The sequence below is a fragment of the Oerskovia sp. PE-21s genome, assembly GCF_056158145.1.
Genome location: NZ_JBUXJM010000004.1, coordinates 261,495 through 275,463 on the forward strand (window position 1 = coordinate 261,495; position 13,969 = coordinate 275,463).

Genomic DNA, 13,969 nt, shown 5'->3' on the forward strand with positions numbered 1-13,969 from the left:
TGCTTACCTTCCTGAGCCGATGTGGGATAGCCTGCCCAATCATGTCGCTCATCGGCCAGGCGTCCTCAGCCTCCTCCGTCCCCCTCGTGCACGTCCGGTTCCCGGGCGGCGGGCACGACGCCGCGGACGGCCCGCGTGACGCCGACACCGCCGAGGCCGCAGCGCTCCTGGCGGCCGCGCGCGAGGTCCGCTCGGTCTCGACGTCGCACTTCCCGCCGAGCGCACCGGGCCTGTGGCCCGTGCACGTGCACGCGTTCCACGAGCTGCTGTGGGGCACGCAGGGCGTGCTGACGGTCGAGACCGAGCACGGCTTCTTCGCGGTCCCGCCGACGATCGGGCTGTGGATCCCTGCGGGTGTCGCGCACGCGGTCCAGACCGCAGGCGGCACGGGCTTCTACTGCACCTATGTGGACGCGGACGGTGCGGCGGCGCCCGCCGAGCCGCTCGCGACCGCACCCGCGGCGTCCGCCCCGGAGCCCACGGACGACCCGTTCGTGGCGGTCCTCGACCGCGCGCACCGCACGACCGCGGTCTCGGTCCCGCCCGCCGCGCGCGAGCTCATGATCCACCTGTCGCAGCGCGACATGGCCCCGGCGGCCCGACGGCGCAGCGAGCGCGTCGTCGTCGACCTCCTGTCTCCCGTGGACGTCACGCCCATGGTGCTGCCCATGCCCTCGGACGCGCGCCTGGCGTCGGTCGCCAGGCGTCTGCTGGACGACCCTGCCGACACGCGTCCGCTCGAGGCGTGGGCGCGCGAGGTGTCGGTGAGCGTGCGGAACTTCTCCAGGCTGTTCCACCGGGAGACGGGCATGACGTTCGCGCAGTGGCGGATCCATGCGCGCGTCCGGGTCGCGATCGGGCTGCTCGCGGGCGGGATGCCGGTGGGGACGGTCGGTCGGCGGGTGGGGTACCGGACGGCGAGCGCGTTCGTGCAGTCGTTCCGCCGGGTGCTCGGGCACACGCCGGGCTGGTACGTGGCCTCGGTGCGGGCCGATGCGGAACATCCCCTGGCCGCTGCCGGCGACGATCGGCCGGTCCCGGAGCGGCAGGCCTGGTTAGGGTAGGGATACCTAACCAACCGATGTCGACCGTTGCGTCGCCGTCCCCTGCCCGGGAGCTCCTGTGACCCTCGTCCTGCCTGCCCGCACCGACGTCCCCGACGTGACGCTCCTCCCGGTCGCCGAGGGGCAGTGGCAGCGGATCGTCGCGGCGATCACCCGCCGCGACTTCCTCATCGGCGCCGGGGCACTGACGGTCGCCGGGATCCTCGCGGCGTGCGGCGACGGGGCAGGGTCGGCCGGGGCCGGCTCGGCGGGCGGCGGGACCCAGCCGTTCGAGCACGACGGCTACCGCACCGACCTGCCCCTGCACCCCGAGCGGGTCGTCGTCCTGGAGGCCCGCGCGGGCCTCGAGTTCGCACTCCTCGCCGGGCTGCCGATCGTCGCGACCGAGTGGTCCGACGAGAGCCACCTCATGGCACACCTGCCGAAGGGCGTCGAGCGCCTCGGCGGCTCCAACATCGAGCCCAACGCGGAGTCGATCCTGTCCCACTCGCCCGACATGCTCGTCGTCGGCGCGGGGTGGTGGAACTACTACCAGGAGAACGAGCTGCTGGCCGAGGGCATCGCGCCCGTCCTCGTCGTCGGCGACGACGACCCCGACTGGAAGGCGTCGCTCCGGCGCCAGCTCGCCGCGTTCGGCCGCGAGCAGCAGGCGACCGAGGCGATCGACGCCTACGACGCCACGGTCGCGGACGTCTCCGCCGAGATCGGCCCGCTCGTCGCAGGGCGCACGGTCGTCATCGCGGGCGCCGACGAGGAGGGCTTCTGGATCCAGGAGCCCGACAGCTTCTGCTCGGGCATCGCGCGCGACGTCGGCATGGACCTCGTGGTCCCCGAGGCCGGGCAGAGCAACGGCTCGGTGTCGAGGTACTCGTTCGAGAACCTCGACGTCTTCCACGACGCCGACCTGATCGTGCTCCAGAACCCCGAGGACCCCGCGACCGCCAACCCGGCCTGGCAGGCCGTGCCCGCCGTCCAGGCGGGCCGCGTCGCCGAGCTCCGCTACGACCGCAACTTCGGGCTCGCCCTGACCGCCCAGGTCTTCGCCGAGGACCTGCGCGAGGCCGCGCGCCTGCTCTGACCCTGGGGCGCCGGCCCGGCCGAGAGGCCGCTGCACCCCGGCCGCCTCCTCCTCCACCCCGCCTCATCCGCCGCGACTCCCGCGCCCGAACAAGGACGTCCCATGACCACACGCACCACCCGTCGCTCTGCCCGCTCAGCCCGCTCAGCCCTTGCCGCCGCCTCCGTGGCGACGTTCGCCCTGCTGCTCGGCGCGTGCGCCTCGGGCACCGACGCGGGTTCCGGCTCCGGTGCCGGCGAGGTCGAGACCCGCACGGTCGACAGCGCGTTCGGCGAGACCACGATCCCGACCGACCCGCAGGCCGCGCTCGGTGTCTACACGACCGACCTCGACATGCTCATCACGCTCGGCATCCCGCTCGCGGACTCCCAGCCGATCCGTTCGCAGGGGTACACGACCTTCCCGTCGTTCTTCGACCAGAAGGCGCTCGAGGGCATCAAGACGTTCGAGAACTTCCCCGAGTACAACTACGAGGAGATCCTCGCCGCGAAGCCCGACGTGATCCTCAACGGGCTGGGCTACGACGACGAGCTCGTGACCAAGCTTCCGGACATCGCCCCGACGTACAGCTTCAACGGGTTCGACGGCCGTGACTGGCGCGAGAGCTTCGCCGAGGTCGCGAAGGCGTTCGACAAGGTCGCCGAGCACGACGCCTGGACCGCGAAGTACCAGGCCAAGGTCGAGGACGTGAAGGCGCGGCTCGCCGCGGCCGGCATCGACCCGGTGGTCGGGCCGGTCGGCTACGGCGACGGCGAGGTCATCGTGTCCTGCTACGGCACGCCGTGCCTCGTCTTCGACGACCTCGGTCTGAAGATCACGCCGCTCGCCGAGGGCGAGGAGGGCACCACGCTCGGCACCGAGCAGCTCGAGCAGCTCGCGGGCATCGACTGGGTCTTCACCTCGACGGCCCCCGACGAGAAGACGGGCGAGCTCACCGACCCGTTCGCCGAGCTCGCGGGCAACGGCCTGTGGACCTCGCTGCCGTTCGTCGCGAACGGGAAGGTCGCCGTGCACGACCTCGAGATGATCTACGGCTCGCCCAGCGGCCAGTACGCGTTCCTCGAGGTCGTCGAGAAGGCGCTGCTGCCGTGATGCGCATCCACCGCGCCGAGGTCGTGGCGGTCGAGCGCCTGACCGCCGGCATGATCCGGGTCACGCTCGGCGGCGAGGGCCTCGCGGACTTCGAGTCCACGGGCGTCGGCGACGAGTACCTGCGGGTCTTCCTGCCCGCGCCGGGTGAGGCCGAGCCCGTCCTGCCGTTCGCGACGGAGGACTCGTGGGACTACCCCGAGGGCGTCCAGGCCTCACCCATGCGGACCTACACGGTCCGTGCGGTGCCCGCGCCGGGCCTGGTCGTGATCGACTTCGTCGTCCACGACGGGGGAGTCGCCGCGACCTGGGCCCAGCAGGCGAAGCCGGGCGACGCCGTCGGGCTGAACTCCCCGCGCGGGCTGTACGACCCGCCCGCGGACCTCGCCTGGCAGATCCTCCTCGCGGACGCGACGGGCCTGCCCGCGGTCGGCCGGCTGATCGAGCAGGCCCCTGCGGGCGTGCGCACGCGCGTCGTCGTCGAGGTGCCCGACGCGGGCCACCGCCAGTCCTTCCCCGCCAACCCGGACGTCGACATCGCGTGGGTCTACGGCGGCAACGGTCACGGCCCGTGCCGGCTCGAGGAGATCCTGCGGAGCATCGACCTGCCCGACGGCGTCGGGTACGTCTGGTTCGCGGGCGAGACCACGGTGCTGCGCGCCGTCCGCAAGTACCTGCGCCACGAGCGCGGCCTGCCGGTCACGGCCTACAAGACCATCGGGTACTGGACCGCGAGGGCCGAGGAGTGGGAGGAGCGCTGGGAGAACCTCGACCCGAGCGTCAAGGCGTGGATCGACGCCCTGTGGGCGGACGAGGACCGCGACGAGGAAGAGGTCACGGACGCGTACTTCGACAAGCTCGAGTCGCTGGGGCTGTGAGATGACGACGACCGAACGGGCCCCCGCGCCCGCCCAGGACGGTCCTCCACCGGGCGAGACCCGGGCCGCGAGCACCCCCGACAAGGCGCCCGGCCTCGCCGCGACCAACGCGACGCGGACCGCGTGGCTGCTCGTCGCCGTCGGGGTCCTGGTCGCGATGGTCTTCGTGAGCCTCGCCGTGGGCTCCAAGACGATCCCGCTCGCCTCGGTGTGGTCCGCGCTCGGCGGCGCGCCCGGCGCCGACCCGAACGACGTGGTCATCCTGCGCGACCTGCGTCTGCCCCGCACGGCCCTGGGACTGCTGGTCGGGGTCGCGCTAGGGCTCTCGGGCGCGCTCATCCAGGCGCTGACGCGCAACCCTCTCGCCGACCCCGGCATCCTGGGCGTCAACGCGGGCGCGGGGTTCGCCGTGGTGCTCGGCGTCGCGACGTTCGGCGTCGTCAACATCCAGCAGTACATCTGGTTCGCGTTCCTCGGGGCGATCGTGACGACCGTCGTGGTCTACCTCATCGGTTCGCTCGGGCGCGGGGGAGCGACACCGATCCGCCTCACGCTCGCCGGCATCTCGATCGGCGCGGTCCTCGGCGGGATCTCGTCGGGGATCACGCTCCTCAACCCGCAGGTCTTCGACAAGATGCGCTACTGGGGGGCGGGCACGCTCAGCAACCGTTCGTGGGAGATGGTCGGGACGGTCACGCCCTTCATCCTCGTGGGGGTCGCGCTCGCGGTCGTCGCCGCGCGCCCGCTCAACGCGGTCGCCCTCGGCGACGACCTCGCCCGGTCCCTCGGCGCCCACATCAACCGGACCCGCACGATCGTGGTCGTCGCGGTCACGCTCCTGTGCGGGGCGGCCACCGCCGCCGCGGGCCCCATCGGGTTCGTGGGGCTCATGGTCCCGCACGTCGCGCGCTGGATCGTGGGACCCGACCAGCGGTGGATCCTGTCCTACACGCTCGTCCTGTCACCCATCCTGCTCCTGGTGTCCGACGTCGCAGCGCGCCTGGTCCTGCGGCCTGCCGAGCTGCAGGTCGGCATCGTCACCGCGTTCGTCGGCGCCCCGGTCCTCATCTGGCTCGTGCGACGCAGGCAGGTGAGCGGGCTGTGACCGCGCCCGTGCAGACGCCGCGTGCTCGCCTCGACTTCGGCCGACCCACCCGGGTCGTGCGCTCGCGCCGCGGACGGTTCTCCGCACGACTCGACGTGCGCGCCGCCGTCGTGACCCTCGTGCTCGTGGTGCTCGCCGCGGCCGTGGGTGTCGTCGCGCTCGGTGTCGGCGACTACGCCGTCGCCGTGCCCGACGTGCTGCGCGCCCTCACCGGCGACGCCCCCGAGGTGATCCGCATGGTCGTCGTCGAGTGGCGCCTGCCCCGCGTCCTGCTCGCGATCCTGCTCGGCGGGGCGCTCGGGATGAGCGGCGCGATCTTCCAGTCCCTGACCCGCAACCCCCTCGGCAGCCCCGACATCATCGGTTTCAACACCGGCGCCTACACCGGGGCGCTCGTCGTGATCCTGCTGCTCGGCGGCTCGTACAGCGCGGTCGCGGCCGGCGCCATGATCGGCGGGCTCGTGACCACGGGCATCGTCTACCTGCTCGCGTACAAGAACGGCGTCCAGGGCTTCCGGCTCATCATCGTCGGCATCGCCGTCAGCGCCATGCTCGCGTCCGTCAACACCTGGCTCATCCTCAAGGCGGACCTCGCGCGCGCCATGGCCGCCGCGACCTGGGGGGCGGGCAGCCTCAACGGGCTGTCCTGGACCCAGGTGCTGCCCGTCGTGCTCATCCTCGCGGTCCTCGTGCCCCCGCTCTTCCTCCTGGGGCGGCGCATGGACGTCCTCGAGATGGGCGACGACGCCGCGCAGGCCCTGGGCGTCCGCTCCGAACGCACGCGGCTCTCGCTCGTCGTCGTGGGGGTCGCGCTCACCGCGCTCGTCACGGCCGCGGCCGGACCCATCGCGTTCATCTCGCTCGCCGCACCCCAGCTCGCCCGACGACTCACGCGCGGCGCGACCGTCGGCCTCGCGTCCTCGGCCGCCATGGGTGCCGCGCTGCTCGCCGCGAGCGACCTCGTCGCGCAGCGGGCGTTCGCGCCCACGCAGCTCCCCGTGGGCGTCGTGACCGTGAGCATCGGCGGCTGCTACCTCGTGTGGCTGCTCGCCCGGGAGGCGAGGCGGCAATGAGCACCCGGACCCGCACGGCCCCGACCAGCCCCACCCCTCCCGAGGAGACGGCGATGACCGCCACGACCACGACCCCGACCCCGGCGACCACGAACCCGGCCGCGGCCGACGCTCCCTCGGTGGGCTCCGCCGTCGGGCCGGCTGGGCCTGGTGCGCCGGGCGGGCCCGGCGAGCCCCGGCTGCGCGCCGAGGGGCTCGGCATCGGGTACCACGAACGCATCGTGTCCCAGGGGCTCGACGTCGCGATCCCCGACCGGTCCTTCACCGTGATCGTCGGGCCCAACGCGTGCGGCAAGTCGACCCTGCTGCGCGCCCTGTCGCGGCTGCTCACCCCGAGCGCCGGGCAGGTCGTGCTCGACGGGAAGACCATCACGTCCTACAAGGCCAAGGAGGTCGCGCGGCGGCTCGGGCTCCTGCCCCAGACGTCGATCGCGCCCGACGGCATCACGGTCGCGGACCTCGTGGCCCGTGGCCGCTACCCCCACCAGAAGCTCCTGCGGCAGTGGTCGCGCGAGGACGAGGACGCCGTCGTGCGGGCGCTCGCGGCCACGCAGGTCACGCCGCTGTCGGCGCGGCCCGTCGACGAGCTGTCCGGTGGGCAGCGCCAGCGCGTGTGGGTGTCCATGGTGCTCGCGCAGGAGACCGAGCTGCTGCTGCTCGACGAGCCCACGACGTTCCTCGACATCGCGCACCAGATCGAGCTGCTCGAGCTGTTCGGCGACCTCAACCGCGAGGGCCGCACGCTCGTCGCGGTGCTGCACGACCTCAACCACGCCTGCCGCTACGCGACGCACCTGGTCGCGATGAAGGACGGGGCCGTGGTCGCGCAGGGGGCGCCCGGGGAGATCGTGACGGCCGAGCTGGTCGAGGAGGTGTTCGGGCTGCGGTGCACGATCATCGACGACCCGATCACGGGGACGCCGCTGGTGATCCCGCTGGGCCGCCGGGGGTGAACGGCCTGCCCGCCGGACGTGCCGTCGGCGGGCCCCGTGCCGCGCCCTCCCGCACGTTGGATACCCTCTAGTGGTGATCGATCTTCGACTTCTGCGCGACAACCCCGACGTCGTCCGCGCCAGCCAGGTGGCTCGCGGCGACGACCCCGCCCTCGTGGACCAGGCGCTCGACGCCGACTCCCGCCGTCGCAGCGCGCTGACGGACTTCGAGCAGATGCGCGCCGAGCAGAAGTCCCTGGGCAAGAAGGTCGCGCAGGCCAAGGGCGACGAGAAGACCGCCCTGCTCGCGCACACCAAGCAGCTCGCGGAGGGCGTCAAGGCCCGCCAGAAGGACGCCGACGACGCCGAGGCGCAGCTCAAGTCGATCCTGTACAAGATCTCGAACGTGATCGAGGGAGCGCCCCCGGGCGGCGAGGACGACTACGTCGTGCTCCGCGAGGAGGGCACCGTCCGCGACTTCGCGGCCGAGGGCTTCGCGCCCCGCGACCACCTCGAGCTGGGCGAGGGCCTGCGCGCGATCGACACCGAGCGCGGCGCCAAGGTGTCGGGCGCCCGGTTCTACTACCTGACGGGGGTCGGGGCGCGCCTCGAGCTCGCGCTGCTCAACGCGGCCATGGACCAGGCCACGCAGGAGGGCTTCACGCCCGTCATCACGCCGACGCTCGTGCGCCCCGAGATCATGCAGGGCACGGGGTTCCTGGGTGAGCACGCGGACGAGATCTACCGCCTCGAGGCCGACGACCTGTACCTGGTCGGCACGAGCGAGGTCGCGCTCGCGGGCTACCACTCGGGCGAGATCCTCGACCTGTCGGACGGCCCCAAGCGGTACGCGGGCTGGAGCGCGTGCTACCGCCGCGAGGCCGGCTCGTACGGCAAGGACACGCGTGGCATCATCCGCGTGCACCAGTTCCACAAGGTCGAGATGTTCAGCTACGTCGACCCGGCCGACGCCGAGGCCGAGCACCAGCGTCTCCTCGCCTGGGAGGAGGCCATGCTGCGCAAGTGCGAGCTGCCTTACCGCGTGATCGACACGGCGGCGGGCGACCTCGGGTCGAGCGCGGCCCGCAAGTTCGACTGCGAGGCCTGGCTGCCGACGCAGGAGCGCTACCTCGAGCTGACGTCGACCTCGAACTGCACGACGTTCCAGGCCCGCCGTCTGGGCGTGCGCGAGCGCGTCGAGGTCGACGGCAAGTCCGAGACCCGCACGGTCGCGACGCTCAACGGCACGCTGGGCACGACGCGCTGGATCGTCGCGATCCTCGAGAACCACCAGCAGCCCGACGGCTCGGTCCGCGTCCCGGAGGGCCTGCGGCCCTACCTGGGTGGGCTCGAGGTCCTGGAGCCCGTGGTCGCGTCGTCGAAGTCCACGTCGAGGGGCACAGAGTGACGGGCCCTTCGCAGGTCGCCACGAGCACCCCCCGGCCCGACGACGTCGCTCCCGCGAGCGCGCCGTCGCACCCGGGCGAGGTGACGCCGTCGGGCGCGGACGCCCGGTCGGACGCGGCCCGTGCCGCGCACCCGGCCCGTCCGGGGGAGGGGCCGCTGCTCGTCGCGCTCGACATCGACGGGACGATCCTGAGCCACGACGACGTCCTGAGCGACGGTGTCGCGGACGCGATCGCCGCCGTGCGCGCGGCGGGGCACCACGTGCTGCTGTCGTCGGGGCGGTCGCTCATCGCGGTGCTGCCCATCGCCGAGCGCCTGGGCCTGTCCGAGGGGTACATGGTGTGCTCGAACGGCGCCGTGACGGCCCGCTTCGACGACGCGTCGCCCACGGGGTACGTGGTCGACGAGATGATCACGTTCAACCCGGAGAACGCGCTGCGCCTGCTGCGCGACCAGCTCCCGGACGCGCTCTTCGCGGTCGAGGACGTCGGGATCGGCTTCCGCATGAACGACCTCTTCCCGCACGGCGAGCTCGACGGCGTGCACGACGTGGTCGACTTCGAGGAGCTGTGGTCGGGCGAGGTCACGCGTGTCGTGGTGCGCAACCCGGGGTCGACGAGCGAGGAGTTCAGCGCGCTGGCCGGGTCCCTGGGGCTGAGCGACGTCACGTACGCGGTGGGTTGGACCGCGTGGATGGACATCGCGCCGCTCGGCGTGACCAAGGCGAGCGCCCTCGAGCGCGTGCGCGGGCTGCTGGGCGTGGCCCCGGGCGCCACGGTGGCCGTGGGCGACGGCAGCAACGACATCGACATGCTGCGCTGGGCGGGTCGCGGGGTGGCCATGGGCCACGCCGAGCCAGAGGTCAAGGCGGCGGCGGACGAGGTCACGGGCAGCATCGACGAGGCCGGTGCGGTCGCGGTGCTGCGCAGCCTGGTCTGATGCTCTTCGCTGATCCCCGTGCCGAGATAGAACGCCCTGCGCGAGGTAGAACGCCCCGCGCACTACTTCGCGCAGGACGTTCTATCTCGCGGCATCCCGCTAGGCTGCGCGCGTGAACGACGCAGCAGCCACCACGATCGTCCGGCCGGCCGCGGCCGACGACCTCGACGCCGTCTGGCCGTTGGCCCGTGACTTCGCGACGTCGTTCAGGCCGCGCCGCGAACCCTTCGAGTCGACGTTCGGGGTGCTGCTGGCGGCTCCCGACGCCTTGCTGCTGGTCGCGGACCAGGGGAGCGGCGCCGTCGGGTACCTGCTGGCGCACCGTCACCCGACGTTCCTCGCCAACGGCACCGTGGTCTGGGTCGAGGAGGTCATGGTCGACCCAGGGCTTCGTGGTCAGGGCGTCGGGCGGAAGATGATGCTGGCTGCCGAGACCTGGGCTGCCGAGTCCGGGGCTGCCTACGTGTCGCTCGCGAGCAGACGGTCGGGCGACTTCTACCGCGCGCTCGGCTACGAGGACTCGGCGACGTTCTACAAGAGGTCGGTCGCGGCGAGGTAGGACGTCCTGCGCGAGGTAGAACGCCCTGCGCACTACTTCGCTCAGGACGTCCTACCTCGCGGTCAGCCGCGGAGGGTCAGTCGCGCGCCGTCAGGACGAGCGGGCCGTCCTCCGTGATCGCGACGGTGTGCTCCGAGTGGGCGCCGCGCGAGCCGTCGGCGCTGCGCAAGGTCCACCCGTCGGGGTCGGTGAAGATCTCGTCGGTCGTCTCGAGGAACCACGGCTCGATCGCGATGACCAGGCCGGGCTTGAGGGGGAAGCCGCGGCCCTTGCGGCCGTCGTTGGGCACGTGGGGGTCGCCGTGCATGGTGCGGCCCACGCCGTGCCCGCCGAAGTCGGTGTTGATCCGGTAGCCCGCCCCGTGGCCCACGGCGGCGATCGCGGCCGAGATGTCGCCGACCTTGTTGCCCGGCTGCGCGGCCGCGATCCCTGCGGCGAGGGCCTCCTGGGTCGCGACGATGAGCTTCTGGTCCGCGGCGCCACGGTCGCCCGCGCGCGGGGTCCCGACGACCAACGACACGGCGCTGTCCGAGACCCAGCCGTCGACCGACGCCGCGAAGTCGAGGCTCAGCAGGTCGCCGTCCTGGAGGCGGTAGTCGAACGGCAGGCCGTGCAGGACGGCGTCGTTGACCGACGTGCAGATGACCTTGCCGAAGGGGCTCGCGCCGAACGACGGGTGGTAGTCGATGTAGCAGGACTCGGCGCCGCGGTCCTTGATCATCTCGTGGGCCATCGCGTCGAGCTCGAGCAGGTTGACGCCGACCTTCGCGGCCGCGCCGACCTGCGTGAGGACGTCCGCGACGAAGCGGCCCGCCGGGCGCATCTGCTCGATCTCGCGGGGGGTCCTCAGCTCGATCATGGTGTTCCTCTCGGTGCGTGCGGGTGCGTGCCGGGTCGCCGCGGGAAGTCGCGGCGGCCTCCGACCTGCTCCCAGGGTGTCACGGGAGGGTGCCCGGGGTGCAACCGCGCGGCCTCCGGGGCCGCTCGTGGGGGCCCGTCGTGAACCACCCGCGCCGCCCGGATCGTCGCCGTCCGCCCGCGCCGTGAATCGCTTCTGCTCCGTGGACGGGGGACAATCGCTCCTCGTGGCAGGAATTGACGAGGTAGCGCAAGCGGCTGGTGTGTCGACCGCGACGGTCTCGCGTGCGCTGCGGGGGCTGCCGAACGTGTCGGCCTCGACGCGGGCACGGGTGCGCGCGGAGGCCGAGCGGCTGGGGTACGTCCCGTCGCCGTCGGCGGCGTCGCTCGCGACCGGGCGGACCCGGACGATCGGCGTGATCACGCCGTGGGTGAGCCGGTGGTTCTTCGCGAACGTCATCGAGGGTGCCGAGCGGGCGCTGCGCTCGGTGGGCTACGACGTGCTGCTCTACACGTTCGAGGTCGACGACGGGCGTCCGCGCCGCACGGTCGACCCGACGGTGCTGCGGCGCCGTGTCGACGGCACGCTCGTGGTCGGGCTGCCGCTCGAGGACGACGAGGTGGCCTCGCTCGTGGCGCTGGGGACGCCCCTGGCCTTCGTGGGCTCGGGGCCGGCGGACCAGGTGACGGTCCGCCTCGACGACGTGCGGACCGGTTCGCTCGCGACCCGTCACCTGCTGGACCTGGGGCACCGCGTCGTCGGGCACATCACGGGCCAGCCGGACCTGGTCTCGTCCTGGTCGCCGCCGGTCGAGCGCTCGACCGGGTACGAGCGCGCGCTCCGCAAGGCCGGCATCGAGCCGTCACCGGACCTGATGGTCAACGGCGGCTTCGACGTCGCGGGTGGGCGGTCCTCGACCAAGGAGCTGTTGCGTCGTCGCCCGGACGTCACGGCGATCTTCGCGGCGTCGGACGAGATGGCGATGGGCGCGATCCTCGCGGCGCGCGACCTGGGCCTGGACGTGCCGCGCGACCTGTCGGTGATCGGGGTCGACGGGCACGACCTGGGCGAGCTCGTCGGGCTGACGACGATCGGGCAGGACGCCTACCAGCAGGGGGCGGACGCGTCGATGCTGCTCATGGAGATGATCAACGGCGCCCCGGTGCCCGAGAGCCTGACCTACCCGACGCACCTGGTTCGTCGGTCGTCGACGTCGCAGCCGCGCCGCCGGTGATCGGGGCCTGCTGACCCCCTTTCCGGCTTGCTGGCGGGCTTTCGCAGGTCACCAGGGGTGGGAGCGCGACCACCGTGAGCGGTTGCAAGGCGTCATGAGTAACGGAATCGTTACTCGCGAACGGGCCTCCTGCGCTTGCGCAACAGCGATGTAAACGCTTGCATGGCAAGTGGGGCGGTCGAGTCGAGGACGACGGACCGCGACACCCGCGGGCCGACCGCGATGTCAGCACCACAACGCTGTGGAGGAATGTCATGACCAGAAGCACCCTGTCACCCAAGCGCCGTGCCCTCGCGGCCGTCGCCGGCGGAGCAAGCCTCGCGCTCGTGCTCACCGCCTGCGGCGGTAGCGGAGGAGGCGACGAGACGTCCGGCTCGTCCGGCGAGGCGTCCAGCATCGACTGCGCCCCCTACGAGGAGTTCGGCGACCTCGACGGCAAGTCCGTCAACGTCTACACCTCGATCGTCGACCCGGAGGCGCAGACCCAGAAGGACTCCTACAAGCCGTTCGAGGACTGCACGGGCGTGACGATCGACTACGAGGGTTCCCGCGAGTTCGAGGCCCAGCTCCTCGTCCGCGTCAAGGCAGGCAACGCACCTGACATCGCCTACCTGCCGCAGCCCGGCCTCCTTCAGACGATCGTGCGGGACACCGGCACCATCGTCCCGGCGCCGGACGCGACCGCGAAGAACGTCGACGAGAACTGGGAGGCCTCCTGGAAGGACTACGGCACGGTCGACGGCGTCTTCTACGCCGCCCCGCTCGGCGCCAACGTCAAGTCGTACGTCTGGTACTCGCCCGCCGTGTTCGAGGACAGCGGCTACGAGGTCCCCGAGACGTGGGACGACCTCATGGCGCTGTCTGCCCAGTACTCCGAGGACAACGACGGGGCCCTCCCGTGGTGCGCAGGGGTCGAGTCCGGTGACGCGACGGGCTGGCCGGGCACCGACTTCGTCGAGGACATGATGCTGCGCACCGCAGGTCCGGACGTCTACGACCAGTGGTACAAGCACGAGATCCCCTTCAACGACCCCCAGGTCGTCACGGCGTTCGACGCCGCCGGCGAGGTCCTCAAGGACCCGGCCATGGTCAACGCAGGCCTCGGCGGGGTCGACTCGATCGCCACGACCCCGTGGACCGACGCGGGCTTCGGTCTGCTCGACGGGACGTGCTTCCTGCACCGCGCCGCGAACTTCTACCAGACGCAGTTCCCCGAGGGTACCGACGTGTCGAAGGACGGCGACGTCTTCGCGTTCTACCTGCCGACCAACCAGACCGACATCAAGCCCGTCGAGGTGGGCGGCGAGTTCGTCGCCGCGTTCAACGACCGCCCCGAGGTCCAGGCCTTCCAGACGTACCTGTCGAGCGCCGAGTGGGCCAATGCCAAGGCAAAGGCCACGCCCGACGGTGGGTGGGTCAGCGCCAACAAGGGGCTCGACCCGGAGAACCTCTCGACCGAGTTCGACAAGCTCTCGGCCGACATCCTCGCCGACCCGTTGACCGTCAGCCGCTTCGACGCCTCCGACCTGATGCCGGGTGCCGTGGGCGCCGGGACGTTCTGGACCGGGATCGTCAACTGGCTCACCGGGGCCAGCACCCAGGAGGTCGTCGACCAGATCGAGGCGTCCTGGCCCGCCTCCTGACCGAGGACGCCAGCAACGAGGCGTGAGGGGCCGGGGCCCGTCGTCCACGCGACGGGCCCCGGCTCAGCACGTCCTCGCAGGCGACCGAGCACCAGCGCAGCACCGCGCC

At 72.3% G+C, this 13,969-nt stretch carries 13 protein-coding genes; 12 read left to right on the forward strand and 1 reads right to left on the reverse strand.

All coding sequences use genetic code 11. The features are described from left to right. Window positions 1–41 precede the first annotated feature (41 nt). The 10 genes from ACZDYF_RS09750 to ACZDYF_RS09795 all read left to right on the forward strand — a co-directional run bounded on the left by ACZDYF_RS09750 (window position 42) and on the right by ACZDYF_RS09795 (window position 10,124). The gene (locus tag ACZDYF_RS09750) at window positions 42–1,064 is read left to right on the forward strand and encodes a helix-turn-helix domain-containing protein (RefSeq protein WP_475055981.1); all 1,023 of its coding nucleotides are present in this window, start codon (window positions 42–44) and stop codon (window positions 1,062–1,064) included. A gap of 58 nt (window positions 1,065–1,122) precedes the next feature. After that, window positions 1,123–2,142, forward strand: a complete 1,020-nt coding sequence (locus ACZDYF_RS09755; protein ID WP_191789855.1) for an ABC transporter substrate-binding protein — start codon at window positions 1,123–1,125, stop codon at window positions 2,140–2,142. 102 nt (window positions 2,143–2,244) lie between these two features. Next, window positions 2,245–3,234 carry an ABC transporter substrate-binding protein gene (locus tag ACZDYF_RS09760; protein ID WP_475055984.1) on the forward strand — a complete coding sequence of 330 codons (990 nt, stop codon included), beginning with the start codon at window positions 2,245–2,247 and terminating at the stop codon, window positions 3,232–3,234. Continuing rightward, window positions 3,234–4,109: a siderophore-interacting protein gene (locus ACZDYF_RS09765; RefSeq protein WP_475056571.1), complete on the forward strand. Its 876-nt coding sequence runs from the start codon at window positions 3,234–3,236 to the stop codon at window positions 4,107–4,109. Before ACZDYF_RS09760 ends, ACZDYF_RS09765 begins: the two co-directional genes overlap by 1 nt. A 1-nt stretch (window position 4,110) precedes the next feature. After that, on the forward strand, window positions 4,111–5,214 hold the full coding sequence (locus ACZDYF_RS09770) for a Fe(3+)-siderophore ABC transporter permease (protein ID WP_475055986.1): 1,104 nt from the start codon (window positions 4,111–4,113) through the stop codon (window positions 5,212–5,214). Then, window positions 5,211–6,287, forward strand: a complete 1,077-nt coding sequence (fepG, locus tag ACZDYF_RS09775; protein ID WP_475055988.1) for an iron-enterobactin ABC transporter permease — start codon at window positions 5,211–5,213, stop codon at window positions 6,285–6,287. The genes ACZDYF_RS09770 and fepG overlap by 4 nt, the downstream gene beginning before the upstream one ends. A gap of 53 nt (window positions 6,288–6,340) precedes the next feature. Continuing rightward, on the forward strand, window positions 6,341–7,240 hold the full coding sequence (locus ACZDYF_RS09780) for an ABC transporter ATP-binding protein (protein WP_475055990.1): 900 nt from the start codon (window positions 6,341–6,343) through the stop codon (window positions 7,238–7,240). Between the two features lie 73 nt (window positions 7,241–7,313). After that, window positions 7,314–8,627, forward strand: a complete 1,314-nt coding sequence (gene serS / locus ACZDYF_RS09785; RefSeq protein ID WP_475055993.1) for a serine--tRNA ligase — start codon at window positions 7,314–7,316, stop codon at window positions 8,625–8,627. Further along, window positions 8,624–9,565: an HAD family hydrolase gene (locus ACZDYF_RS09790; RefSeq protein WP_318243678.1), complete on the forward strand. Its 942-nt coding sequence runs from the start codon at window positions 8,624–8,626 to the stop codon at window positions 9,563–9,565. The genes serS and ACZDYF_RS09790 overlap by 4 nt, the downstream gene beginning before the upstream one ends. Window positions 9,566–9,677: 112 nt before the next feature. Further along, window positions 9,678–10,124, forward strand: a complete 447-nt coding sequence (locus ACZDYF_RS09795) for a GNAT family N-acetyltransferase (RefSeq protein WP_475055996.1) — start codon at window positions 9,678–9,680, stop codon at window positions 10,122–10,124. Between the two features lie 76 nt (window positions 10,125–10,200). Here the strand turns inward: ACZDYF_RS09795 and map are convergent, their stop codons facing one another. Further along, entirely contained in the window at window positions 10,201–10,983 is a 783-nt protein-coding gene (gene map, locus ACZDYF_RS09800) for a type I methionyl aminopeptidase (RefSeq protein ID WP_475055998.1), read from the reverse strand. A 226-nt stretch (window positions 10,984–11,209) separates the two neighbouring features. Between map and ACZDYF_RS09805 the strand changes: the two genes are divergently transcribed. Together ACZDYF_RS09805 and ACZDYF_RS09810 are read left to right on the forward strand one after the other, a co-directional pair. After that, entirely contained in the window at window positions 11,210–12,217 is a 1,008-nt protein-coding gene (locus ACZDYF_RS09805) for a LacI family DNA-binding transcriptional regulator (RefSeq protein ID WP_191789850.1), read from the forward strand. A 254-nt stretch (window positions 12,218–12,471) separates the two neighbouring features. Next, window positions 12,472–13,860 carry an ABC transporter substrate-binding protein gene (locus ACZDYF_RS09810; protein WP_475056000.1) on the forward strand — a complete coding sequence of 463 codons (1,389 nt, stop codon included), beginning with the start codon at window positions 12,472–12,474 and terminating at the stop codon, window positions 13,858–13,860. Window positions 13,861–13,969 lie beyond the last annotated feature (109 nt).